The sequence below is a fragment of the Allobosea sp. FG18 genome (assembly GCF_057809495.1).
In genome coordinates this window covers 96,833-118,775 of record NZ_JBMDKB010000018.1, presented here as the reverse complement: position 1 = coordinate 118,775, position 21,943 = coordinate 96,833, and the positions used below count along the sequence as shown (strand labels likewise).

Sequence of the window (21,943 nt, the reverse complement as noted above, 5' to 3'; positions counted from 1 at the left end):
TTGGATCCAATGAGCACTGAAAACGATCGGCCGGGGGCGCTTCCTGTCGGCTATTCGCTTGAGCAGGACGGCGACGGCGATTGGGTCCTCATGGGACCCCCGGATGTCATCCTCTACAGCGAGCCTGGAGAGGGCCTGCTGATCGGGAAATGCGACGAGGCAACTGCGCTTGCCGATGCGCTCGAACATCTCGCCTCGCAGCCTTCGCAGTCGATGACGCCCTAGGCAGTCTGAGCTCGATCCAACTCGACGACTAGGTGTTCATCGAAGGCTTGGTTCGAGAAGCGAGTGCCAGCTGGATTCGATAGGAGGCGCGTGCCGCCTGGGCGCCTTCCGCCAGCGCTTCGATGGATGTGACCATAGATCCAGAGCGCAGCGCGTCCGGAGTCTGTCAGCTCAGAGAGATCCGACGCGCAGTTTCCGGCGGCCCAGGTCCCGAGCTCTGCGGGTGTCAAGCAGGCTGGATGCGGCGCGTGGTGCGTCACGACGACCTTAGGAGCGCTCTTATGTGCGTCGAGCAGGGCTGAGAGGCGCTCACGCGCGGGACGATGCAGGACCTGGACGTCGCTGATCCGGAGCGGACGCAGGACGCCGTCGACGCAGACTGTGACCGCCTCGCCGGTTGGTGCATCCAGGTTGAGGTCGCCGCCGAGCGCGTAGTCGGTCCAGAGCGTGCAACCGACAAAGCGCACGCCGCGGATTTCGATCGCATCTCCTTCAAGGAGGAAGACACGGGACGCCTTGGCCGCAAGGCGCGCCGAGGCGATCGTGCTCTCGACCTCGCCCTTGAAAAACTCGTGATTGCCGAGGACGGTGACGACGGGCTTGTCGCCTGCGAGCTTTCGCAGTGTCTCGAAGCCACGCTTCGGGTCGCCAGACCAGATATCGCCGGCCGAAACAAGCACGTCGAAATCTGGCGCCGTTGGGCGAAACGCGCCCGGGAACGGCACCGATTCAAAATGAAGGTCAGACAGGATCCAGAGCTTCAAGAAAATCAAACCAAGAGGCTCAAAGGCCGGGAAGAACCTTTGAGGCGGGAGCTTCGGCGCTCGCTTCGGCAAGGGCTTCGAGCAGGCTGGGCAGAGCCGGAGTCTGATCGATCACCCGCTCATTCAGCACCTTGAGCGTGGCGTCGCAAGCGGGAAAGCTCGCGATCTCCAGGTTGTTCGCCATCAACTCTCCGAAATCACCACTCGCCCGCAATTTTGCCTGGGTCGCATCAAGCCAAGCCCTCATCCGATCAGCGACGCCGTGCTTGTGAACGGTTCCGTTCTCGCTGTCGAAGACCAGACTAAGCATTTGCCCTTCGTCGCAGACGTGCCGGAATTCCCCGTCCTTCCCGAAGAAGATTGTTCCGTGAAGGTTGCGGTAGGTCGGCATGGGCACGGCGAAAATCCTTCCGATGCATCAGATGAGCAGTTTCGCTTCTGCCGCTGCCAGTATTAAGGATTGACGGTGGACGGCCAAGGATTGATTCCCTCTAGATCCTTGCATCGTGCTGCGCTCCTTGTGATGGGTGAGCAGTTGTTGAACAAGAGGCTGCTGAAATGCAGAGCCATAGGATTATCAAGATCGCAGCGGTTGCCGTTGAGTGGCAGGACCAGGGTGGCAGGCGCCGTTCCATGACCGCGCGCCGCAGCGACGAGCGCGAGGTGTTCGCTGAGATCCTTCGCGGGTGCCAGTCGGCGGACGAAGTGCCGGTCATCATCACGCGCCCGACAACGGTCCCCTTCGAGCTCGCCTGCCACATCGGTCGGGCAGCCTGAGATGACCGGCGCGCGCGACGTCCCAGCATTTTCGCCGAAGAGCCTCGGGTACTTCGCACTGAATGGCGTGATCTACCACCAAAGGGACGGGATGGGAGCCGTGCCGGATGTGGCCCAAATCGCCTATACCGGGTTCGTGGTTTTGATGCGGCCGTCGGTCTACCTCGACCTCTGCCCTCCCCTGAAGCTCGAATTCAACGGCATGGAAGCGAAGCTGCGCGCCGGCGATCCGATCGGGATGCCTTTCCTGGCGATCAATCAGGAGGATGAGACCATCCAGATTCGCTCTCACGAGGGCCGGCACAGGGCGCACTGTGTCCGCAGCATCACCAACGATGCCGAGATGCCGGTCGCTGTCCTGCTTTCTCGGGGCGATCGGGCCCGTCATGTCCGCATTGAAAACGTGGCGCGGATGGCCTCCGGAGCGCGGCGGCAGCGCTCCGCCCAAGAGCCTGATCCGCCCTTCATCGATGGGCCGCTCTTCGAGCGCGTGATCCTCAATGGAAAAGAGGTGGAACTAGCCTCTTTCGCCCCCGTCCTGCGTATGTAAATCTCGATTATGGCTATCAAGCTCACGCCGGATCCCGATAACGCCCCTGGCCGCGTCAGGGAGCATTGTTGCTTCTGCTTTCGTCCCACCGGGTACTGGTACGCGCCGAAGGACGTGGCGGTCTGTCTGAGCTGCTCCGAGGTCAGGGACCCTGCTGAGGTGCCCACGAAGGCGCAGTGGTGTGCCAGCGTTCGAGACCGGTTCCCCGAGTTCAGGACGAACGACTTTCCCACGCTCTAAGGAACGGACTCACAAACCTTCTCGTCTGCGGGTCCGTACGAATCCTTCAGTCGACTCAATCGAACCTTAAGAGTTTTGCGCAATGCTCCGGCCTATGATGGAGCACTCTGTATCAGACGGCGCCCGCCACGCGATCGAGCACGTTCTCGCGGCGCTCTGGTGTCCGAGCGACAGCCGCAGGAATGCGTTGGTTGAAAACGCGGAAAACGCGGCGCCCGATCATCCCGACGTTATCGCGCTTCGAGCCGTTCTCGCTGATGAGTTCAGCGACGCCGTTTATCTCGCCCGCCTCGCTGCCAGAAAGGCGACGCTTCGTGGAGAAATGATGAACACGCCGCTTCGGCTCCTTGTGGCGACGCTCGTGGATCACTGTGCTGGCCGGCCCCACAGGGCCCTGGAGAGGCTTGAGGCGTGCGTCTGGCAGGCGGATCAGGCAGCGCCTGCGCTTATCGCTTCTGCGGCGCGCCTGGGGCTCGGAGCGGGCTGGGCGGTCGGCTCGCGGCCGTCGCCTGCAATGGTCCGTCTCGCGTCTCGAAGCGCCATCGACTTCGGAGTTGAGTTAGCCTGGTCAGGCGTTCTCGAAGTCTGCGCTTCATTCCGGTCTCCAAAGCTCGCGATCCAGCAGGCAGTGTCTAAATCGCCGACCTTCGCATCGATCATCTTCGGGCGCTTGCCCGCCGCCAACCCGGTCCTGCTCTCTGCCAGTCGGGCGGAAGACCCAGTCATAGCAGGGGCGATGATGAAAGGGTTCTCCCTCGTCCCCGGTGCGCAAGCGGCGCTCCTGCCCTTCCTGCCGCTCGACAAGGCCGCCTAGCCTATCCTCTCTTGCGATCTCCGGCCCTAAGCTGTGAGCAGGAAAGGGTGCGGATATGGCCGACGTCATTCGCTGGATGGATCTGATCTACGAGGCGCGTTTTCGCGAGCGGAAGAATCGCCACATCCAGACGGGCTTCGTCACCGATACAGAGCCGGTGCGCATTGCTGTTCTCGAAACCAAGCCAGAGCCGGCTTTCACTGCGGTCTGCCACGGCGAGCGCATCGAGTTCTTCGATATCGACGGCGGTCTCAAACGTGCTCCCCTTTGCAAGGACGGCAGCCCCGGCGACGACGGACTCTCCCTGGCCGGCGCAAGCCTCTTCAACGCGGAATGGCCGCCGGATCATCTCCAGGCTCTCAAGGTTGCGGCCCGGCAGAGCCGCCGGGTTCGCACCGCAGGGACGGCGATGAGGCGGCAAGATGCCGTGCCCGGGTACCGGACACTGCAAGGGCGCGAGTTCCAGGCTTTCGTCGACGACGAGCGCGCGATTGAGGTCGCAAGCCTGCAAGCCATGGCCGGCCGCCTGCGCGAGCTGAACGGCGCGTTGCTCGTTCCCGCCCGAGAGCCGATATGGATGGTGCGCTATACCTTCGGCCCGCCACGGATCGTTGTCGAAGCCAGCATTCCGGAGCACCACTACACCGCCCAACATGCTGCGTTTCGGGCCGATGACTTGGCGGGCGCGCTCGCCTATGCGGACACATTCGCCTCGACGCACGAGTCCCTGCGAGATCTGGACATCGACAAGCTTGATGTCGAGGTCGTTGGCGAGATCGATGTGTCCCGTGAATGCGTCGATGATCCACGGTTCTCAGTCGTCAAGCACCTGTATGAATACATGGGGTCCTCGATCGCTCACCTGGCGCTGGACGACGTCCCCGTTTCGATGATCATCAGCCTCGGGCTCCTGGCCCAGTCGCTCAATCCCGACAATATCGACGTCGAGGCCGGTACGCAGGCAGCAATGCGGCTGAGAAGCTCGCTACCGGATCACGCCCGCGTCTGGCTCAGCAGGCCCTACGCTCAGCTGGAAGCGTCCACGGTCGCTATGGATGCCGGCATAGAAGCGCCGGAGCTGAGCGAGCTGAAGCTCTGACGTCAGCCGGCCGGAGCGAGCAGCGGCGTGATCCGGCGGACGAGGATACGATTGTCGTCGCGCGCTGAACGACTGCGACCCTCATCCCGAGGCACCGCATCGCCATAACCCTGAACGACGAGGTTCTCCGGCGGGACGCCCATCTGGGTCAGCGCCTCCGCGACGGCTTCCGCTCGCCGGTCGGACAGCGAGAGGTTGTCGATCTCATTACCGCTCCTCCCCGTATGGCCTTCAACGAGGAAAATCTCGTTGGGGCTTGCTCCGAGCACGCTCTGGATCGCAGAGGCGACCAGGGAGAGTGCGTTGAGATCGGTCTGGTCGAGCGCCCAGCTGCCGGTGTCGAAGCTTACACCGCCCAGCTCGACCGCGCGCATCCTTGACCGTAAGGTTGGGCTGAAGCGGACCTGATCGAGTTCGTAGAGCTGATCAAGTGGCACCACTGGACCAAGCGACCAGGTCGAGCTCAAAGTCTCGGCCTCGCGGCCATCGTTCAGGATGGTCAGCTCTCCCGGATTGAGCATCTCGATCGGCGGCAGGATCACGATGGCGGGGCGTACTCCATGGCGCGGCCGGCGCCACCCGTTGTCGACGATAATGTGTTCGCCGCCATTGGCTGGGCGGCGGATCCTGCGCAGGAGACGTCCGTCTAAATCCGTGATCGAGACGAGCTGCCCCCCGCCCGGGCGGGCCCATGTCGTCCAGATCTCCCCTCCCCGTCTCTCCTGCGAGATCGGCGCGCCGAACCTTTGGAAGCGAGCATTCTCGTCATGGCGGAGAACGGTTTGGCCGCGCTCGCGCGTGATGACGCGTCCTGGCTCGCGGATGATGGTCGTCCCGGCTTCCTCGAAGCGCTGGCGTCGCGCTCGAACATCCTCGATCCGGCGAACGCCAGCGCCGGGCATGAAGACGCTCGTTCCTCCGGCGGGAGCCGGATTCATCTGACGAGGCGCGCGTGGCGCCGTGCTCGGGGCCGGTGCGGGAGCAGTCTGCGCAGGCGGGGGCACCCATCGCTGCGCTTGGTTCGGTGCTGGATACCAGTTCAGGCCCGGAGATGGCTGCTGCTGCGGAGGCGGGGGCGCGCTGTAATCAGGCTGAGCGGAGACCCGCGGCACGACGCTTTGCGGGGAGACCCGCGGAACCGGCGTCTGCGGCGACACACGCGGTGCCTCAGGCATTGGCTGGGGCGCGACATGGATGGTAGGTGCAGGCGGCGTGACGATGACGGTCCCCTGCCCCGGCTGCCAATTGAGCCCCGGAGGCGGCTGCCGCGGCGCCGGGGATGGAGCGGTCTGGATCGGCGCCGATGGCGGGACGACCTGAGGCGCTGGTGGACGAGCGACGGGTGCGGAGGGGGGCGCTGGGGCCACAGGAGGCGGGGCCGGATCAGCCGGAGCCGGTTGCGGCTGTTCCCGACCGCGCAACGGGAGTTGCCACGCAGGAACGGATGTTTGCGCAGCGACCTGGGCAGTGCTCAATGCCAGCAGGCTTACAGCGACAATCAGAGGTCTCATTCGGACTCCGAATTGGGCCCAGAGCCTGGTCTGATCGCCCGAAGAAGGCAAGATCGGGTGATCAGGCCGCCGGAGCGGGTGCAGTCGAACGCCAACCAAGCGTCGCTCGCTTGCGAATGTCTTCACCAGGCAGCGACGAGACGCTCTCGATCTTGACGTCGACGAGCGCCATCTCCTCGAAGTTCACCTTCTCGGCACGGGAGAGGCTCGCGGCCGCCGCCCGCATGTTGATGGTGGCCTCGTCAAAGGCCAGGCGACCGGCGCGCTCGTGGGCATCATCGAGCGTGACTTCCTCCCGTTGCCCACGGCGGTTTTCGGTGAAGCCGATGGCCAGAGCGAGCTGCGCGATCTTCGGCTGGAGGGATGGATCCATCAGCGCGACCTGAACTTCGACCGTCGCTGCGCAACCGCCATCTGCCGCGTCGGCCGCGGAGGTCTTCCCGGTGATATCGGTTTCGGCCAGCCCGATTTCGCCAAGATGGTCGACGAGATGTAGGGAGAGGCGCTCGATTGCCTCTTCGCCGGCGCTGTAGGCGCTGTCGATATCGGCTGCAGCTTCACGACGCTGGAGAAGCATCGTGAAAGCGCCCGGTCGCCAGCGCGAGAGCCCCTCGCCGACCGTGATAATGCTCGGCTTGGAATCGGTAGCGACCGGCGTCTTCGTCAGCTGCGTAATCGCGCGCGCAGCCTCCTTCGCCATGCCCTGCATCGCGAACTTGGCGGACAGGATGATGACGAGAGAGCCGCCCGCCGAGACCACGAGGATGAGGGCGAGCAGCCACGGCCAGTTGTCGGCGGGGTCGGTCAGGATGTTCAAGGCATCTTGCATCGGCTCGTGGAGCTCACGCGATCTCGGAGCTGGCGAAGAACAACGGAATCTCGCGCTTCGCCGCCTCCGGCGAGTCAGAGCCGTGCACGCTGTTCTCACGATAGGAGATCGCGAACTTGTTCCGGATCGTACCGGCCGGCGCCTTGGTGTGGTCGGTGGGTCCCATCAGGGACCGCCAGCGGGTGATGGCGTCCTGGCCCTCGAAGACGATCGCCACGACTGCCCCGGAGGTCATGTAGGCGATCTGTTCGGGAAGCCACGGCTTGCCCTCGTGCTCGGCATACATGAGGGAGGCGTCCTGATCGTCGAGCCTCAGTCGTTTCATCGCACGGACATGAAGCCCCGCTGCTCCTGCCATCTCCAGGATCTGGCCGACCAGGTGCCGGCGTGTCGCGTCCGGCTTGATCATCGCGAAAGTGCGTTCAGTCGACAAAGCTCGATTCTCCGAATTTACAAGGAATGATATCTCGATTCATGGATCGCGCATGCATTTTCTTGCGCTCGCCGGCGCCAGAGTGTGGATGGGGCAAGGCGTTCGAGCGGCGACGCGGGGGTGCGATTTGCGACTTTCGGAAGCGGCGGCTTCTCTGAAGACATGAGCAAAGGTGGATGGCTGGCGTGAAGACCTTCATCAGGTACGTCTATGGTGCCGCGTATCGCGCGAAGCGGGCGCGCAACCCCCAGCATGTCGAGGTGGCAGAGGTCGAGGAGGTCGATCTCCCGAGCTTCGCCCGCTTTGATGATCCAGGCGCGCTCCATATCCAGTACGCCCAGTACCGCCGGCCGGAGTTCAGCGAGCTGATCCTGAATGGAGTGGCTGGGAAGCTGTGGGCTCAGCCCCATATCAAGCGCCACGGTCAAGTCGAGTTCGCGGACCCGGGATACATCTTGGGCTTGGAGGAGCCGGTAGCGAGCCTTTTCGGTAGCCTGAAGGCGCCTACGCTCGCTCAATTCCAAGCCGACAAGCCGGGTATCGAGTGGGTCGAGACAAATCGTGAGAGCGCGAGAGCGACGGCCCTGAAGCATGTACGGGAGAACGTCGCGATCGTCGCCGGGCAGTTGGTTTGCTCGGAGAGCGCGCCGGTTTTCAATGTGGGACGAACGTCCCTCTCGAACGTGTCGATCCACATGAACCATATGCCGCGAAATCAGGGCGATCGCGGCGGCGCCGTGATTCCGATGATGCTCACGGATCTGGGGGCTGCTCGGGCCATGGCCGAGAGCCTGAAGCCAAACGGTCGCGTCAGTGTCTCCGAGGAGCTGGAAAACCTGCGCGTGATCAACGCGAACCCGGACTACCTGAAGACCGACATGACACTCGGGCTGATCCGCTCGACCCTCAGCTGTGTCCGCTTTGTCCCGACCAGTTCCGGACTATGGCTTACCAAGCCGGCCCTTAAGACCTGGCTCGCCTATCGCGAGGTCGCGGATGCGTTCGATCCGAATGAATTCGACCCGGCCGTTCTTCGAGCTCATTTCGGAGAGATCGCAATCCATCTGCCCGAGTTCGAGCTCGCGACGCTGACCTTCAATCGGGCCTTTGATCTGAAGCTCCTCGACTTCCGTCCCCGCATCGCCGCGGCCAGCGATCCGGAGCTAGACTCGCTGTCGCTCTGAGGCGTTGTGACTTTCATCGCCGCGACGAAGGCTCCTTCCTGAAGAGGAAGGTGCCCGATGTCGAACCTGTCGCCCGCATTCGCCGAGATGGCCAAGCTCGAATTCCGAACCGTCCAGGGTGACCACGGTCCCCTGCGGGTCGCCACCGGGTTGGATGGTGCCACCTACGGCTCGGGACCGATCGACGGAAGGGATCGTCTCTGGCGACGGACGACCGATGGCGCCGTGCAGACGCTGGCGCCCCAGGCAGAGCCCTTCGTCGCCGAAGAGATCCTCGGGATCGTCCACCAGCGTGCGACCGGCATGGGCATCTTGCTGCAGGCTCGCTGGCCGGTTCATGACCACGAAGGGTCGCGGACCATCGAAACCGTCCCTGTGGCGATTTCGCGGGACCTCGACGGCATCACGATCGCTCCTCTGACTATCGGGGCCGGCCGCGTCGAGCTGCATGGCAGCGACCTCGGAGATACCTTGCTCGGCGCCCGCCGTGCCGAGATCTCGAACGGACCCTCGCCGCGGGCTCAGAAAACCTTCGATGAGCAGGTGCTCAGCCTTCTGCGCATGGTTCCCGGCCTCCTGACCCCTGGCGAGGGGCTGATGGCCGCCTATGGCCAGGCCCAGCTGCGCCAGCGGCAGTCGGGCACGCGCTTGAATGAGACGGCCGAAAAGCGGTTCGACGCCATTGTCGAGCATCTCTCTCGCGCGCTGGATGACAAGCCCGTCGAGCAGACGGCGTTCGAGCAGACCGTTCGTTCGCTGCAGGAACTGCGCCGCGGCCTGGTCGGCGGTCAGCTGCCGCCTTTTATGGCTGCGTTCATGGAGGCGGAGGTCGAGCCGGCCGTTCTGTCGGTTGCACCTCGAATGGCCGAGCCCAGGCGTGCGGTCGACCTCGAGGACGAGGCTCCCGCCTTCGCCATGCGCTAGGCGACGGCTTCCAGATTGAAGAGCGGGCCCGCTGCATGGCGGCGGGCCGCACTGGAAGCGCTCGGAGAGAGCCAAAGAACTTCCTTGCGAGGACGCGCTCCGTCGGCCAGAGCATCCATCTCGATGCGCTCCCAGTCGCCGAGCCTGCCGTCGTAGAGCGCGGAAGCGTATCCGGAGATTACGATCATCCCCTTGAGTTCGAGAATCGCGTCGAGGAGCTCCTCGTGGTCGCTCACCTCCATTTCATGGCGGTAGCGATGGTAGCCGCCGGCGCCCTTCCGAGACTTCGGTGATCGCGTCTCCGGCATGTACGGCGGATCGAGATAGTGGAGGGTCTCCTCGCTATCATGCGCGCGCAGGATCGACACTGCAGGCCTGTTCTCGATGATGACGCCCCGCAGGCGCTCCACGATCGCGGGCAGCGCTTCAGGGTAATTCGCCCAGTCATGGGCCGGCGTCGTTCCCGAGCGATTCGAATTCGCACGAAAGCCTGTCCTGGCCTCGACATTGGCGCTTTCAGAACCGAAGCCGAGATAGGAGCGCACGACCATACGCCTCACCTGCTCGATGCGGTCCTCGGCCGGCTCATAAGCGAGCTCGAATTCCTCCCGCGCGAAAGGCGTCAGGTGGAGGAGCTCAATCAGCCGCTTCGATTCCGTCTCATCTCGGAGCACGCTGAAGAGGTTGCAGACGTCGCTGTCGACGTCGTTGATCACCTCAGCATAGGATCGCGGCTTCCGCATCAGCACGCTCGCGGCGCCGCAAAACGGCTCCGTGTAGATACGGTGAGGCGGGAATTTGGCGATGATGCGCGGAGCGAGCACCCACTTGCCGCCGAGCCAGCGCATGACCGGGCGTCGGGGCCCGGCTGTCTGTGGCTCGATGTGAAGCAAATCGATCTCCTCGGGATCTTGTTGAGGGGATCATGGAAGCGCTGGGCGAAACTAAAAACAATCCTTGACGCTGCGCGGATCCACGGCCTTGCTCAAGGAATTCAGCTTTAATCCAGGAATCGACCCCCAATGCGCGCGGCACGCCTTGCATTCCTCGGCCCTCCGGGCGCTGGTAAGGGGACCCAGGCTTCGCTTCTGTCGAGGAGCCTTGGGATCTCGCACCTTTCGACGGGGGCGATGCTGAGGGCGATGGCCGCTACCGATACCGAATTGGGTCGGGAGGTTCGGGAGAGGATCGCGGGCGGCGGGTTTGTCAGCGACGAGCTCAGCGCGCGCATTGTCCGTGACTGGCTCGCCAAGCATCCGGACGAAGGCTTCATTCTTGACGGCTTTCCAAGGAATTTGGCACAGGCTCAGCTCTGCCTGGACATTCTCGACGAGGTATCTCGTCCTCTCGACGCGGTCGTTCAAATCGAGGTCGACGAGGCGGAAGTCGTCGGGCGTGTCGCCGCACGGGCGGGCGCTGCGATCGCCGCCGGGGAGGCCAGGAGGGCTGATGACGATCCAGCTGTCGTCGCCGACCGCATCCGTATCTGGCGAGAGCTGACGGAGCCCGTGGGAGCGTTCTTCGCCTCCCGCGGGCTGCTGCTCAATGTCGATGGCATGATGCCGGCGCCGGACGTCCATGATGCCATCAGCGTCGGTGTGGCGGCTCGCCTCAGGGCGTGAGGAGAGCGAGATCGGGGTCGTCTGAGCGGCCGAACGCGAGCTCCGGATAATCGATCGAGTTCGTGACAGCGTCGCGGAGGATCGGCATCCAGAATTCCAATTCGGTCCGTGCCCAAAACATGTCGTCTGAGAAGCATTTCGCGGCCTCCAGGTCGTCCATTGCGGACAACAGCAGCGGAATGCTGGAGGAGTCATCGCTCACCGCGAGGTTATGCGCCCGCCCAACGCGCGCGAGCAGCTGATAGCCATCGTCGGGGAAGTGGCCGATGAAGTTCGAAAGAAGCGTGAGCATCCGGTTCGCGGCCGCTTCGGTATTTACGAGGGCCTCAGAGGCGGGCGGCAGCAAATTCGTATTGCGGTCGACAGCGGTGACTGTGACCTGGTCGTAGATCTCGCCCTTCGCCCAAGCCTTGTAGAACCGGCGCGCCTCCTCCAGGCGCTCTGGGCGGAACTGGAAGTCGATCGCCCGGTCACCCGTATTACGCATCTCGATCCTCGTGGACGCGTAGAGCTTGCGAGAGCCGCTCTTGGTGTTTGCGAGCGTCACTGCGATCATGGGCTGGCGGCGCTGAACGTGGACGCGCTCATCGATGACCGCGACTTTCGCGAACGCCTTGCGCACAACGGCTTCGACCTCCTGTTGCCGGTCCGAGAGCACCCGGGCCGTCTCCAGCGGAAGCACATCGAATGCGTTCTGATCGTCGCCCAGCCAATGATAGACCGAGTTCGGCAGCATGTATTGCAGGATGGTGTGGGTCGTCGCGGGACGACGCAGGGAGTTGACCAAGTCGGGGCCGTGGAGACGATCCACCATGAAAGGGCTGTGATAGCAGTGCCCTTCAAACGCCCTTCTCGTCATCGAGCGCTCGCCCTTTTCATGAATGGTGAGCGCGATGGGGGCTTCCTCTTTGGAGAGCCAGGGGATTTCCATGTCGAAGGTGCTGTTGATCAGGGCCGTCTTCGCGGTCCGGCCACCCCGGGCAACGTAGGTCACTGGATAGCGATAGCCGACGGCAACCGTTCGCTTGGTCATGGGGCGAGATCCGCGAGTTCGGGCGCTTCGTCGTGAGTGACGAAGTCGACGCTGTCTGAAACTGATTTGATGAGTCGGGTGATCTTCGAACCGTCGAGTGCCGGGTTGTCCTGAAGCACCGCGGCGGCGAGTCCCATAGCTCGGGCAGGAAGCTCCTCATCGGCATCGGAGGAAACTGCCGTCTGAAGCATGCACTCGATCGCTCTGGTTTCGGCGAAGTGCTCCAGTCCCAGGACGTAGTCCGCGGTGTATCTACCGAAGACGCCTTTCAGCTCGTAGAGAAGGTTTCTCGCGTTGACGATCGCCTCAGGGAATATAGGCCAGCACGGATCGGTCTGAAGCTCCACCCGCGGCATCTGATCGTTGACGTGTTCCCCATTGGCGCGAGCCATTTCTCGAACTACCTCAAGGCAGGCCTCGGCGCGCTGGCTGCTGAAGTGAACTCCCACGGAGGCATTCCGCCGCTGAACCGGCGCGGCGGTGTCTGCCGACCAGGTGCCCAGGAAGCTTCTGATGACGAATGCCGGTTCCAGGGCTGGCCTGTAGGCGAATCCATCGACGATCAAGATGCGAGAGAGCGCTGCTGTGGCCGAGCGCAGGGGATCGCCTCCATCGTCGATGACGCGTCTCAGCTTGGCTGGCAGCGTGGAATGGCTTTCCTTGTGTTCCCATTGGAGGAAGCGAGTAACCCAGGCTGGATCAGCCAGGCGCGCCTTCAGATCGACCGCGCTGAGTGGCGGGACTCCAGCCTTCGCGGAGATCGGGGCAAACAGTGAGCTGCCACGGACGCGACGAATGTACTTCAGACCAGGTCGCCGATGGTGCTCCATTGTGACCGCGATCGGTACCTCCTCGGACGAGAACTCACGCAGCATCAGGGGCGCCGATGCCAGGGTGGAGATCGTCTGAGGGTTTCTCGCTCGGTGCGGGACGTAGGTCACGCTGAGCGGGATGGTGGCGTGAACGAGCACATCTCACCTCAGCATGGCGAGATCGTCGACAGCTCGCTCGTAGTCGGGATCCAGCTCGGCGTCCTCGGGCACCATCGCCGGCGGCTCGCATGAATCGATAGCGAGCAGGCTGACAGAGGACCATCGCCGCAGATGGGCGCGGGTTGCAGTATGATGCTTTGCGACGCCGAACTCCTGGTCGTGAAGCTCGGAAATCAGATCGCGTGCACGATCGACACCCGACAATGCTTTTGCGCGATCGGGCGCTGCGATCTCAGCCTTGCAAGCGGCAAGTTCCCCAAGCTTGACGAAGGTCGCAGGCGGCAAAACAGTGAGCGAGGTCTTGGCTGAATCGAGCGCCAAGTTTACGGCACAGCGCGTGTTGACGAGCAGTTCGGGGAGACGCGCAGTTTCAATCCGAGAGAAATCGAGCACCTGCCATTCGGACGTCGCATCGACAGTCGGGACCTTCGCACCAGGCGTGATTTCGGCGATCTTCGTTGCCAGTTCCACTGCGTGATCGAACTGGTCGACATTCAGATTGATGCCCCGATAGGCGGACTGCCAGTTCGGCGATGATGCGCTGGCACGCGCCAGGCTCAGCTCGATCTTGTTTCCGACGGTGATCTTATAGCTCGGCAGTGGTTCGACGCGATGAAGGACTCCATCGATAAAGGCGAAGCGATCCAGCGCTTTCTGAATCCGCCGGAAATGGTCATCCTCGCCGTCGTACAGAACCTTGTCGACGTCAAAGGGCATCGTCTCGAAAACGACCTTTGGGGCGCGCTCTCGATCGGAGATATCCCCGAGAAGTCTCAGACCATCGGGGTCTCCGACCTGGAGCCCGCGCAGGTGATGCTCGTCAGGGTGACGGCCGTCCAGTCTTGCGACGGGCAGGCCATTCCAAGCCCTCATCGTGATTGACGGGTTCGACCATGAGCCAGGCTCCACGACCCGATGCAAGGCGAGGGGAGCCTCATCGCCATCCAGGTCAGCGACAGGAATCGAGAAATCGCGATGAAGACCGATGGTCTGACGTGCGCGTGAGCGCTTCTTCTGGATCGTAAGCGGGAAGACCGATCGCACGGTGACATTGCGCGTCTTCATGGTCAGGCCTTCAGCGCCGCCGGCGACAGCCCGAGCTCAGCCTTGGCCGCAGCGAAGGCCTCCTCGATCGAATCCGCACGCTCGACGACGACCAGGTCAGGCACCATGTCTGCGTCCACCATGCATAGCGGATCATGGAAGCGCTCCGCCTTGAAACCGCCTGCTTCCGGGCGGATAAGGACGAACGTCGAGCGGTCCGCATCGCTAATGACCAGCTGATCGCCGCCTTGAGCGATCGCCCAGGGAAACTCCCCGACGCATTCCGAGTTGACGAAATCCAGAACAGCCTCGCTGTCCTTGAAGAATGCCGCCAACGCGGCTGCTGCAGTGCTCTGGGGCTTTTCGGTCATTGATCCACTCTCCTTCCAGGCACAGTGGCGCTCTCGGACGCAACTCACAAAGCCCCCCTCATCCACCGAAGCCTTCGAGCGATCCTTCTAACTTTCGGATCAATCCTTCATGATGTGAAGGAATAGAGGCCATTTTCTCGAATCGTAACGACAGACAGTAGGTCCGTTTGACTTCCAATCCAATTTCACAGGCGCTCCCCATCCTGGAGCGGGCGCCTATCCCCTCCGATAGCGCGATCACGATTCTTCCGCTGGGCGGAACGAACCGCGTCGGAATGAACTGTTACGCCGTCGGCACCAAGGGTCGATGGGTTCTGATCGACCTGGGTGCGACCTTTCCCGGTGCGGATGACGATTTCGCCGCTGAATTCGCGGAGCGCCATGAGGCCCGGGTCGAGTCAATCTTCCCCGACCCCCGCAGCTTCGGCGACATCATTAATCGCCTGGACGCCATCATCCTCACTCATGCCCACGAGGATCACGTAGGCGGTATCGCACCTCTCCTGGCCTTCAGTGAGGCCTGGCCTCGGCTCTCTCGTGTGCCGATCTGGGGGACGAAGTACACCATCGACACGGTGCAGAACCGACTTCGCGAATACGGTCGATCGCACCCGATGCGGGAGCTTCATCCGAAGCGCACCACCCGGATCGGGCAATTCGACATCACTCCGATCCGGGTGACGCACTCTGCGCCGCAGACCATGGCGATCCTGCTCGCTTGCAAGGCCGGACGCATTATCCACGCGAGCGACGTGAAGGTCGACAGCCGGCCCGTCATCGGCGCCCCGACTGACTTCGGCAGCCTGGAACGTGTCGGGCGCGCCGGTGTGCTGGCCTTCTTGGCCGACAGCACCAACGCCCACCGTGCCGGCCGCTCGCGCTCGGAGGGCGAGGTGATGGATGGCCTGACCGATGTCATGCGCTCCGCCACCGGCAGGGTTTACGTTTCCACCTTCGCCTCGAACGTCGCCCGCATCGAAGGCATTCGCGGCGCGGCCCGTCGCAGCGGACGCTCTCTCGCTTCCTCGGGTTTCTCGATTCAGCGCAATTTCGAGACGGCCTGCGCCACCGGCGTCCTGCAGCCTAATACCCCTCCCCTGATCGACGCTCGCCGCCTCCATCACGGGATGCCGAAGCGCAAGATGGCCGTGGTTTGCACGGGCACGCAGGCGGAGGAGCGTTCCGCTCTTCGGCGGCTGACGACTGAACTGGAGCTTGGAGCGTTCTCCAATTCCGGTCCGTTCCGCATCGAGGCGGGCGACACCGTGGTCCACTCTGCCCGTGCGATCCCCGGCAACGAGGCGACCGTCCGAATGATGCTGGATACGCTCCGCGCCAAGGGTGTGAACGTCCTGGATGCCAACAGCGGGCTGCCGATCCACGCGTCCGGCCATGGGCATCGCGATGAGTTGATGGACCTCTATCGGGCAATTCGCCCGCGCTTTGCCATGCCCGTTCACGGAAATGAGGATCTCATCGAGGCTCACCTCGATCTCGCCCGCTCGGCTCCTTCGGTGCGCGACGCACAGTCCCCGCGAGAGGGAGAAGCATTCCGCGTTTCGGAGGCGGGCATCGAGCGCATCGGCACGATGTCGGTGGACCTCGTTGCCTACCTGAAGGGCGTGGGCTCCGCGTTGGGCACCGAGAAGCTGGTGGCGTGGCCGCAAGGCGAGGCGCCGGAGCTGAAGCGGGAAGCCAACGAGCGCCGTCGCAGCATGACGACCAGGAGGCCTCCCGCCCCTGAGCGGTCGCGCAGCGAGCAAGGCCTCCGCGCGACCGCCTAATATGGCCCTAGAGCCCGACGGCCCGAGAAACCTGGTCGCAGAGGCTGAGATCGAAGGCATCGTCGGTGTTGCGCACACGGCTCTCCATGTCGATCCAGTACGGGCCGGTCGCGTCGAGGCCGGCGACGACCTGGGCAGCATTCGACGGGCCGAGACCGCCGGCATAGCCGACCAGCCGCTTCTCATGATGACGCGGCCACGAGGTCGGCACGATGCCGGCGCCGCCGGAAGCGTCGAAGAGCCATGAAATCCTGTTCTCGGTAGGGAACGCTCTTCCGTCCCTGCTCTGCAGGATGACATCGACCCCGAGCCTCGAAGCGAAGCTGGCGAGAGGACCTAGATCCTGAGGGGTGCGGCCAACGTTGACCTGAACCCGCTGGAACCCACCGATGAGCGCCTCGACCTCGGCCTGTTCACCCCGCTCCGCCAAGGCCGCGGCCCAGCTGCCGCAGACGTGAGCGGCGAGGTGAAGGCTCCTCGGGACATCGCGGATCCAGGAAAGCGTAGGGTAGCGCGACGAGCCAGCGCGGGAGGCAGAGAGGAGGATGCCGAATTCCGTCTTCGGATGACGATCAGCGAAGGCCAGGAGCTCCTCCGTCCTGGTGCCATCGTCGGCGCCGGTGAAGGTGATGAAGTCGGGCTTTATGGCGGTCACTGAGATACCTCGCGCTGGTGTCATCATTGGATAAAAGGGCCAATCCTTCTTCCGATCAAGGAGTGTCGATGGCTATCCACGGAAGTCTGCATGGATTGATGATTCGCGCTCGACACTTTCAAGGACCGTTCGTAGGACTGAATCGTCATTCCATGGCCGCGGGCGCGGTCGGTATCAGTCAGGAGCGGGTTTATGAGCTGGACGCAAGCGATGATCGACGATCTACACACGCTGTGGGTCACCGATCGCAAGTCCACAACGGCCTGCGCCGAGATCCTCAATCTGCGGCACGGATCGTCACTCACCAAGAATTCCATCATCGGCAAGGTCAATCGGCTCAATCTGGCCTACAAGGGCGGCGCCCGTATCCCCAGCACGGTCAAAACGAAAGAGGAGCGCGCGGCGACCGCCGGCCAGCCGAAGCCTGTGCGGCCGAAGCGCGAGAAGGCGGAAAGGGCAGCAAGGCCGGCTTCGATCAACGTCCTCTACCAGAAGGCGTCAAAAGCCTCCGACGGAACGACCGTCGCGCTTCCTGCTCCTCCGCCGCGCCCGGTCATCGCGCGGGCCGAACTGCCGCCCGTCAAGATCGTGATGCCGGACACCGAGTGGTTCGGCGCCGAAGCCATCAACTCACTCTCCGGTCGCTCCGCCGATGGCAAGCCCTGCAAGTGGCCTGTCGGCGATCCAATGAGCCCCACCTTCCGCTTCTGCAACATGCTCCACGAGAACACCGGCTCGTACTGCGAAGGCCACCGCCGCCTCGCCTACAAGCCCGGCAGCCAGCGTCCGGTCGCCATGCAGCGTGAGCGCGCCGACGACGACCGGCTCTCCGCCTGATTGCCAGGGGAGGGCGTCGGGTCGGAAACCCGCCAAACCGCGCCCCTACGCTCTAATCACTGCAGATGCGCGGCGGCGAAACTGCCGCGCTCCTCGACCTTCTCGAAGACGCCTTCACCTGAACGAGCCAAGGAAGCCCGATATTTCAGGGTCGGACGGCACGGCGCGACGATGCGCCCACCCGATTTTGGCTTTCGTCGCCGCGGGCTAGATAAGCACTCACCGGAAGTGGGAGCGTCTGATGCGACTCAATGTCGATGGTGTTGGTGAAACCCTGGAGGCTGCGGGCACGGTCCGCGCGCGGCGCGTGGGTGTGGTCCTCCTCCGGGGGGAAGGCCTGCCGAACAAGATCGGCGTGGGCGCTCACAACCTCGAAGACGAGGCTTGGCTCGATATCGAGAACCGCTTTCTAACAGGCTCCCGCTACACCTCCATCGAACACGTCCTCCTGGGCGGCGTCTCTCTGGCAAAAAGCCCGATGGGCAAGCACGACCAGGCGATGAGCTTCGACGGCACGGTCTTCGCGACCGGCGCGATCGAGGGCACCGCTCCTCCGGGCAAGGTCATTTCGGCGGCGGACTTCGAGGCCGATCCTGATCTGCTGAGCGAGGTCGCCGCGTGGTTCGTCACGATGGCCGACGGGTCGAAGGGGTTGTTCGTCGGCCCGCTCTCGCTGGACAGCGACGATGTGTGCGGGAGCCTCGCCAAGAGCATCAAGGGGGAGTTCTCGATCCACTCCGTTTCGGCCGGAACGTACATCGCAGGCGACGAGGTCGCGATGCGCGGCTGGTCGGTCGTGATCGGCGAGCAGCCTGCACCGTCTCCCAGGCCGCGCTGAGCCGATGAAGGTCTTCTGGCCGCAGATTGGTTACGAGGTCACGCATGTGCCTCCCAAGGGCCGCGCAGAGCGTACTGTGCGCGTCCGCCGCGGCATGCCGGTCAAGGTCGAGGAGATGTCGCTTAGCGAAGCGCCCTTGGCCATTCGGATCGAGACGATCATGGATACGGTGATCGAATATCGCGAGGTCGGGGACCGGCTCTTTGAGCGCGTCGTTGGCGAGAACGGCGAGCACGTCGATTTCGAGCGTTTTCTTGAGCTCGTCGGCCCGCAGGGTGTCACCTTCTCAAGCAATCCCTTCGAGGAGGCGTCGTACCGGGGCTGCCATGTCCAGTACTGGCCAGAATCGAACTATTCCGCGATCGACTACCTCCAGCTGAAATCGGCGCGCGTAATCAGCAGCACGGAGGGTGAAGCGGTTGCCCGCGCGAAGCTTCAGGCGGAGAACCTGGTGCTGCTCGACGGCATGCCCTGGCGGCTTGCGCGAGAGCCGGTGGTCACCGTCGATTTTCGGGTTCCAGGCGTCTGGCCTTCGACCGCCCCTGCGTGCGCTGAGAGGTCGTCTCATACCTACGCGTTTCGCCTCAGCAATATGGAAGCAGCCGAGGAGCTTGCGGGAAAATACCTGCGTGGCGATCGGATGAGCCAAGTCGGGAAGGTCGAGATTTTCTCTGATCGATGCCTCGCCTTCGATGAGGTTTCGGATTTCCAGGAGTCCGTGTGCCGCGGGCTCGTCGGGGACGTGATGTTGGCCGACTTGCCAGGTTTCGAGAAACTGCCCTTCGAGGTCATCAGCGGTTGGGCTGAAATCCGCCGGCTCGGTCAGGAGCCCAACAGCAACGATAAGGCGCTTTTCCTCGCGCATGTGCTCGATCGCATGGAGGCCTTCATGCCGCCAGCTGACCCGACCATCATTCAGCGTCGCATGGATCGCACAATGGCAGCTCATGCTGGCTTTGCCGCGCGCCGGGCCGCCCAAATCGTTCAGGTGCTCGCGCCCGAACCTCCTAACGACCTCGATATGCTGCAGATATGACCACAATCCTCAACTTCGATGTACCCTATTCCGCTCGGGTGAAACTCCCTCGGAAGCGCGACCAGCAGGACGTTGAGTACCGCGAAGTCGTGCCAATCGCGATCCGCACGATTGACGATGCGCCCGTTGCTATCAGCATGCGGGGCCGGACGCTGCCGCCCCATGATTGCGACTGGCGCGTTGTCGATGGCCGGCTTTACCGGCCAATGTTCGATGGAGACGACCAGCCGATCCGGGCCAGCGAGTTCCAGCTCGCGAAGGAAAGGGCCGACAACCGGCAAGCGCGCGGATCCTGGATCGACTACCCGCTGAAGGGGAGAACCGGGCGCCTGATCACCTTTCTCGACGCGGGAGTCCCACCGGGAGCGACTGTCTTAGAATCGAACCGCGAGCATGAGATTGCGGGGGCGGTTCGCGAGATGATGGACGCGGTCCTCGTGATTGGGGGCGTCGTGCATATGCGCGCGCCGGCGCCAGTCTGGTGCTTGAATCCGCGCTCGAACATCCTGTCCAATGCCATCGGTTCGGTCGAGCTTGCGATGCCGGATCGCGACAGCCCCAGTTTCGGATATTTCCGCGGGGATCAGCCGGAAACAGCCGTCGCCTTCGCGGAAAGCCTGCTTGAGAGCAAGGATCGGTTCCCCGCTCACACATTTTGGCCGAACACAGACGTTCGGCTGGGGGAAGGCAGCGTCACCATCCATGACGAGAGTGCCCTTGACGATCCAGTCGCGGCCAGTATCCATCGGGCGATGGTCGATATCGAATACGCTATCGCCCCGAGCGAGCTGGGCAAAACCCCCTTCGAGCTCCTGATCGCGTATACCGAGCTGAAAAGAGCGTGCCAGGAGGTCGATAGCCTATCGCCGGCGGCCGAAGCCGTGGTCCGGGCTGCTGCCTGCTTCGAGGCTTATCGAGCCGCCTACGCTCAATTCGGCGACCAGGATTGGCCGCGCGGCGCCAGCTCACAGGAATTCGCGATCGTCGTCGCCGAGCGGATCGCGCGCGCGCTGGATCTGAACCTGGTCCCGGATCTTGCCAGCGATCCGCTCGCGACCCTTTCGGCCTGACCAGAAAACAGAAGGGCCGGTACGCCCCGATCTCAAATTGGGGTGTACCGGCCCTTACGAGCGCAGGTGGTTGCGGATCAGAAGCGCGGGCCGTACCCGCCGGCGCCATAGCGGTAGCTGTCTTCCTGGGCCTTGAGCGCCTTGGCGCGGTTCCAGACCTGCCGCATCACCATGTCGTCGGCGCTGTAGATCCCATTCTCCTCGCGCGCGACGACGCGTCCGAGAGGGGCGGCAACGAAGCGGCCGCGAGCGAAGTCCATGGTCACGCTGCCGGTGCGCACGACGCAGTTTCCGCCATAGCCCAGCTGGCTCATGCAGCTCATGCCCTGGCGGATAGCTTGGTCGATCATCGCGTCGGCTTGAGCGATGCTGTTCACCTCGGCCGCGATGACCGCCTTGGCGGCGATCGTCATCTCGTCCGACATGGGGATGGGGCGAGCGGCGTAGGAGTTGGGCTGGTAGTACGGGCGACGCTCGCGGTAGTCGCGGCGCGGATGGTCATAGACCGGAGCTGGGCGATAATCCTGATACCCGTAGCCAGGGCTGCGGTAGTTCGGCTGAAAGCCGCCGTACCCCTGATTCTGGTAGTTCGGCTGCATCCCATAGCCATTGTTGTTCCGAAGCCGCTGGTAGACCTGCGGAGCGGCGGCGCCGGCTGCCATGCCACCGATGATCGCCAGCATGCGGCGGGACCTTTCTCCGGCGACAACCTCGTTGGGGATGAGCGTGACGCTGAAGCTGCTGATCACGCCCAAAGCGACGAGGCCGCGAACGAGAGACATCTGAGCGGGCGCAGAGCCTCGAGGACCGCCGAACGTGATCACCTTGGCCCCGTTGGTGACGAACTTGGCCAGCGGCGCGAGCTTTTCCCGGCGCGCGCGGATCGAGGCAATCATCCCTGCCACGGCGGCGCGCGCGGCGCGCGAAGCCTGGCTGTCGATATGCCGGACGAGGCCGGCGATGCTGCGGTCGGAGGTCGCGGCGATCGGTTCCTTGGCCAGGGCCTCGATCAGGGACTTCGGCGGAACGGGGACAGGCGACGCCAGCGCGGCGTCGGCGATCGCTGTGGAGGCCGAATTCACCAGGCGCTCGGTAATGAGGGCCGCGCGCTGCTGCAGGGCGCCATCGGTGCCGGGGCCGCCATGGAACTTCACCAGCGTCGCGGCGGTCGGTGAGATCGTTGAAACGATGCGCGCGACCGAGCGCCGCAGCAGCCCATCCGGCGAGATCTGATCGTGATGCCCCGCTTCGATTTCACCGCGGGCTTCGCGATTGCGTTCCGTGAGGTCGGTCTTCAGGTCCATAGGTGAA

General features: G+C 63.5%; 25 protein-coding genes. 13 read left to right on the top strand and 12 right to left on the bottom strand.

Going from position 1 to position 21,943, the window contains the following annotated elements; translation table 11 throughout:
* The first annotated feature begins 9 nt into the window (after positions 1 to 9).
* Positions 10 to 225: a hypothetical protein gene (locus ACODTJ_RS19860; protein WP_488849704.1), complete on the top strand. Its 216-nt coding sequence runs from the start codon at positions 10 to 12 to the stop codon at positions 223 to 225.
* Here ACODTJ_RS19860 and ACODTJ_RS19855 read toward each other — a convergent pair.
* Entirely contained in the window at positions 222 to 989 is a 768-nt protein-coding gene (locus tag ACODTJ_RS19855; RefSeq protein WP_488849703.1) for a metallophosphoesterase, read from the bottom strand. The two genes, ACODTJ_RS19860 and ACODTJ_RS19855, sit on opposite strands and share 4 nt — an antisense overlap.
* A 19-nt stretch (positions 990 to 1,008) precedes the next feature.
* On the bottom strand, positions 1,009 to 1,380 hold the full coding sequence (locus ACODTJ_RS19850; RefSeq protein ID WP_488849702.1) for a hypothetical protein: 372 nt from the start codon (positions 1,378 to 1,380) through the stop codon (positions 1,009 to 1,011).
* Positions 1,381 to 1,622: 242 nt separating this feature from the next.
* Between ACODTJ_RS19850 and ACODTJ_RS19845 the strand changes: the two genes are divergently transcribed.
* From ACODTJ_RS19845 to ACODTJ_RS19830, 4 genes are all read left to right on the top strand, one after another.
* On the top strand, positions 1,623 to 1,766 hold the full coding sequence (locus ACODTJ_RS19845; RefSeq protein ID WP_488849701.1) for a hypothetical protein: 144 nt from the start codon (positions 1,623 to 1,625) through the stop codon (positions 1,764 to 1,766).
* Between the two features lies 1 nt (position 1,767).
* On the top strand, positions 1,768 to 2,316 hold the full coding sequence (locus tag ACODTJ_RS19840; RefSeq protein ID WP_488849700.1) for a hypothetical protein: 549 nt from the start codon (positions 1,768 to 1,770) through the stop codon (positions 2,314 to 2,316).
* 334 nt (positions 2,317 to 2,650) lie between these two features.
* Positions 2,651 to 3,370, top strand: a complete 720-nt coding sequence (locus tag ACODTJ_RS19835) for a hypothetical protein (RefSeq protein WP_488849699.1) — start codon at positions 2,651 to 2,653, stop codon at positions 3,368 to 3,370.
* A gap of 55 nt (positions 3,371 to 3,425) precedes the next feature.
* Complete coding sequence (locus tag ACODTJ_RS19830) at positions 3,426 to 4,469, top strand: hypothetical protein (protein WP_488849698.1); 1,044 nt, start codon at positions 3,426 to 3,428, stop codon at positions 4,467 to 4,469.
* 2 nt (positions 4,470 to 4,471) lie between these two features.
* Here the strand turns inward: ACODTJ_RS19830 and ACODTJ_RS19825 are convergent, their stop codons facing one another.
* From ACODTJ_RS19825 to ndk, 3 genes are all read right to left on the bottom strand, one after another.
* The gene (locus ACODTJ_RS19825; RefSeq protein WP_488849697.1) at positions 4,472 to 5,371 is read right to left on the bottom strand and encodes an OmpA family protein; all 900 of its coding nucleotides are present in this window, start codon (positions 5,369 to 5,371) and stop codon (positions 4,472 to 4,474) included.
* A 670-nt stretch (positions 5,372 to 6,041) separates the two neighbouring features.
* Entirely contained in the window at positions 6,042 to 6,680 is a 639-nt protein-coding gene (locus ACODTJ_RS19820; RefSeq protein WP_488849696.1) for a hypothetical protein, read from the bottom strand.
* Between the two features lie 142 nt (positions 6,681 to 6,822).
* Positions 6,823 to 7,242, bottom strand: coding sequence for a nucleoside-diphosphate kinase (gene ndk / locus ACODTJ_RS19815; protein ID WP_488849695.1), 420 nt, complete (start codon positions 7,240 to 7,242; stop codon positions 6,823 to 6,825).
* A gap of 185 nt (positions 7,243 to 7,427) precedes the next feature.
* On the opposite strand from ndk, the gene ACODTJ_RS19810 reads away from it, so the two are divergent.
* Complete coding sequence (locus ACODTJ_RS19810; RefSeq protein WP_488849694.1) at positions 7,428 to 8,426, top strand: hypothetical protein; 999 nt, start codon at positions 7,428 to 7,430, stop codon at positions 8,424 to 8,426.
* A 57-nt stretch (positions 8,427 to 8,483) separates the two neighbouring features.
* A complete protein-coding gene (locus ACODTJ_RS19805) occupies positions 8,484 to 9,350 on the top strand; it encodes a hypothetical protein (protein ID WP_488849693.1) in 867 nt (288 codons plus the stop codon).
* On the opposite strand, the gene ACODTJ_RS19800 is transcribed toward ACODTJ_RS19805, so the two are convergent.
* On the bottom strand, positions 9,347 to 10,243 hold the full coding sequence (locus tag ACODTJ_RS19800) for a DNA adenine methylase (RefSeq protein ID WP_488849692.1): 897 nt from the start codon (positions 10,241 to 10,243) through the stop codon (positions 9,347 to 9,349). The genes ACODTJ_RS19805 and ACODTJ_RS19800 overlap by 4 nt on opposite strands.
* A gap of 129 nt (positions 10,244 to 10,372) precedes the next feature.
* Between ACODTJ_RS19800 and ACODTJ_RS19795 the strand changes: the two genes are divergently transcribed.
* Positions 10,373 to 10,972: an adenylate kinase family protein gene (locus ACODTJ_RS19795; RefSeq protein WP_488849691.1), complete on the top strand. Its 600-nt coding sequence runs from the start codon at positions 10,373 to 10,375 to the stop codon at positions 10,970 to 10,972.
* Here ACODTJ_RS19795 and ACODTJ_RS19790 read toward each other — a convergent pair.
* The 4 genes from ACODTJ_RS19790 to ACODTJ_RS19775 are packed head-to-tail and all read right to left on the bottom strand — an operon-like array spanning position 10,962 to position 14,412.
* Entirely contained in the window at positions 10,962 to 12,005 is a 1,044-nt protein-coding gene (locus ACODTJ_RS19790; RefSeq protein WP_488849690.1) for a hypothetical protein, read from the bottom strand. The genes ACODTJ_RS19795 and ACODTJ_RS19790 overlap by 11 nt on opposite strands.
* Positions 12,002 to 12,976, bottom strand: coding sequence for a hypothetical protein (locus ACODTJ_RS19785; RefSeq protein ID WP_488849689.1), 975 nt, complete (start codon positions 12,974 to 12,976; stop codon positions 12,002 to 12,004). The genes ACODTJ_RS19790 and ACODTJ_RS19785 overlap by 4 nt, the downstream gene beginning before the upstream one ends.
* 3 nt (positions 12,977 to 12,979) lie before the next feature.
* On the bottom strand, positions 12,980 to 14,062 hold the full coding sequence (locus tag ACODTJ_RS19780) for a hypothetical protein (RefSeq protein ID WP_488849688.1): 1,083 nt from the start codon (positions 14,060 to 14,062) through the stop codon (positions 12,980 to 12,982).
* Positions 14,063 to 14,064: 2 nt separating this feature from the next.
* The gene (locus tag ACODTJ_RS19775) at positions 14,065 to 14,412 is read right to left on the bottom strand and encodes a hypothetical protein (protein ID WP_488849687.1); all 348 of its coding nucleotides are present in this window, start codon (positions 14,410 to 14,412) and stop codon (positions 14,065 to 14,067) included.
* Between the two features lie 275 nt (positions 14,413 to 14,687).
* Between ACODTJ_RS19775 and ACODTJ_RS19770 the strand changes: the two genes are divergently transcribed.
* A complete protein-coding gene (locus tag ACODTJ_RS19770) occupies positions 14,688 to 16,196 on the top strand; it encodes a ribonuclease J (RefSeq protein WP_488849686.1) in 1,509 nt (502 codons plus the stop codon).
* A gap of 7 nt (positions 16,197 to 16,203) precedes the next feature.
* Here the strand turns inward: ACODTJ_RS19770 and ACODTJ_RS19765 are convergent, their stop codons facing one another.
* Positions 16,204 to 16,851, bottom strand: a complete 648-nt coding sequence (locus ACODTJ_RS19765) for a hypothetical protein (RefSeq protein WP_488849685.1) — start codon at positions 16,849 to 16,851, stop codon at positions 16,204 to 16,206.
* A 192-nt stretch (positions 16,852 to 17,043) separates the two neighbouring features.
* Here ACODTJ_RS19765 and ACODTJ_RS19760 point away from each other — a divergent pair, with 192 nt between their 5' ends.
* The 4 genes from ACODTJ_RS19760 to ACODTJ_RS19745 all read left to right on the top strand — a co-directional run bounded on the left by ACODTJ_RS19760 (position 17,044) and on the right by ACODTJ_RS19745 (position 20,632).
* Positions 17,044 to 17,688 (top strand): GcrA family cell cycle regulator, encoded by a 645-nt coding sequence (locus ACODTJ_RS19760; protein ID WP_488849684.1) that lies wholly within the window; start codon positions 17,044 to 17,046, stop codon positions 17,686 to 17,688.
* A 241-nt stretch (positions 17,689 to 17,929) separates the two neighbouring features.
* Entirely contained in the window at positions 17,930 to 18,526 is a 597-nt protein-coding gene (locus ACODTJ_RS19755; protein ID WP_488849683.1) for a hypothetical protein, read from the top strand.
* Positions 18,527 to 18,530: 4 nt separating this feature from the next.
* On the top strand, positions 18,531 to 19,562 hold the full coding sequence (locus ACODTJ_RS19750; RefSeq protein ID WP_488849682.1) for a hypothetical protein: 1,032 nt from the start codon (positions 18,531 to 18,533) through the stop codon (positions 19,560 to 19,562).
* Positions 19,559 to 20,632, top strand: a complete 1,074-nt coding sequence (locus ACODTJ_RS19745) for a hypothetical protein (RefSeq protein ID WP_488849681.1) — start codon at positions 19,559 to 19,561, stop codon at positions 20,630 to 20,632. Before ACODTJ_RS19750 ends, ACODTJ_RS19745 begins: the two co-directional genes overlap by 4 nt.
* Before the next feature lie 77 nt (positions 20,633 to 20,709).
* Here the strand turns inward: ACODTJ_RS19745 and ACODTJ_RS19740 are convergent, their stop codons facing one another.
* Entirely contained in the window at positions 20,710 to 21,936 is a 1,227-nt protein-coding gene (locus ACODTJ_RS19740) for a hypothetical protein (protein WP_488849680.1), read from the bottom strand.
* Positions 21,937 to 21,943: the final 7 nt, after the last annotated feature.

Coding starts and splice junctions, on each gene's coding strand:
- ACODTJ_RS19860 (WP_488849704.1), top strand. CDS start 10: ATGAGCACTGAAAACGATCGGCCGGGGGCGCTTCCTGTCGGCTATTCG.
- ACODTJ_RS19850 (WP_488849702.1), bottom strand. CDS start 1,380: ATGCCGACCTACCGCAACCTTCACGGAACAATCTTCTTCGGGAAGGAC.
- ACODTJ_RS19845 (WP_488849701.1), top strand. CDS start 1,623: ATGACCGCGCGCCGCAGCGACGAGCGCGAGGTGTTCGCTGAGATCCTT.
- ACODTJ_RS19840 (WP_488849700.1), top strand. CDS start 1,768: ATGACCGGCGCGCGCGACGTCCCAGCATTTTCGCCGAAGAGCCTCGGG.
- ACODTJ_RS19835 (WP_488849699.1), top strand. CDS start 2,651: ATGATGGAGCACTCTGTATCAGACGGCGCCCGCCACGCGATCGAGCAC.
- ACODTJ_RS19830 (WP_488849698.1), top strand. CDS start 3,426: ATGGCCGACGTCATTCGCTGGATGGATCTGATCTACGAGGCGCGTTTT.
- ACODTJ_RS19825 (WP_488849697.1), bottom strand. CDS start 5,371: ATGCCCGGCGCTGGCGTTCGCCGGATCGAGGATGTTCGAGCGCGACGC.
- ACODTJ_RS19820 (WP_488849696.1), bottom strand. CDS start 6,680: ATGGCGAAGGAGGCTGCGCGCGCGATTACGCAGCTGACGAAGACGCCG.
- ACODTJ_RS19805 (WP_488849693.1), top strand. CDS start 8,484: ATGTCGAACCTGTCGCCCGCATTCGCCGAGATGGCCAAGCTCGAATTC.
- ACODTJ_RS19795 (WP_488849691.1), top strand. CDS start 10,373: ATGCGCGCGGCACGCCTTGCATTCCTCGGCCCTCCGGGCGCTGGTAAG.
- ACODTJ_RS19790 (WP_488849690.1), bottom strand. CDS start 12,005: ATGACCAAGCGAACGGTTGCCGTCGGCTATCGCTATCCAGTGACCTAC.
- ACODTJ_RS19780 (WP_488849688.1), bottom strand. CDS start 14,062: ATGAAGACGCGCAATGTCACCGTGCGATCGGTCTTCCCGCTTACGATC.
- ACODTJ_RS19775 (WP_488849687.1), bottom strand. CDS start 14,412: ATGACCGAAAAGCCCCAGAGCACTGCAGCAGCCGCGTTGGCGGCATTC.
- ACODTJ_RS19770 (WP_488849686.1), top strand. CDS start 14,688: ATGAACTGTTACGCCGTCGGCACCAAGGGTCGATGGGTTCTGATCGAC.
- ACODTJ_RS19760 (WP_488849684.1), top strand. CDS start 17,044: ATGAGCTGGACGCAAGCGATGATCGACGATCTACACACGCTGTGGGTC.
- ACODTJ_RS19755 (WP_488849683.1), top strand. CDS start 17,930: ATGCGACTCAATGTCGATGGTGTTGGTGAAACCCTGGAGGCTGCGGGC.
- ACODTJ_RS19750 (WP_488849682.1), top strand. CDS start 18,531: ATGAAGGTCTTCTGGCCGCAGATTGGTTACGAGGTCACGCATGTGCCT.
- ACODTJ_RS19745 (WP_488849681.1), top strand. CDS start 19,559: ATGACCACAATCCTCAACTTCGATGTACCCTATTCCGCTCGGGTGAAA.
- ACODTJ_RS19740 (WP_488849680.1), bottom strand. CDS start 21,936: ATGGACCTGAAGACCGACCTCACGGAACGCAATCGCGAAGCCCGCGGT.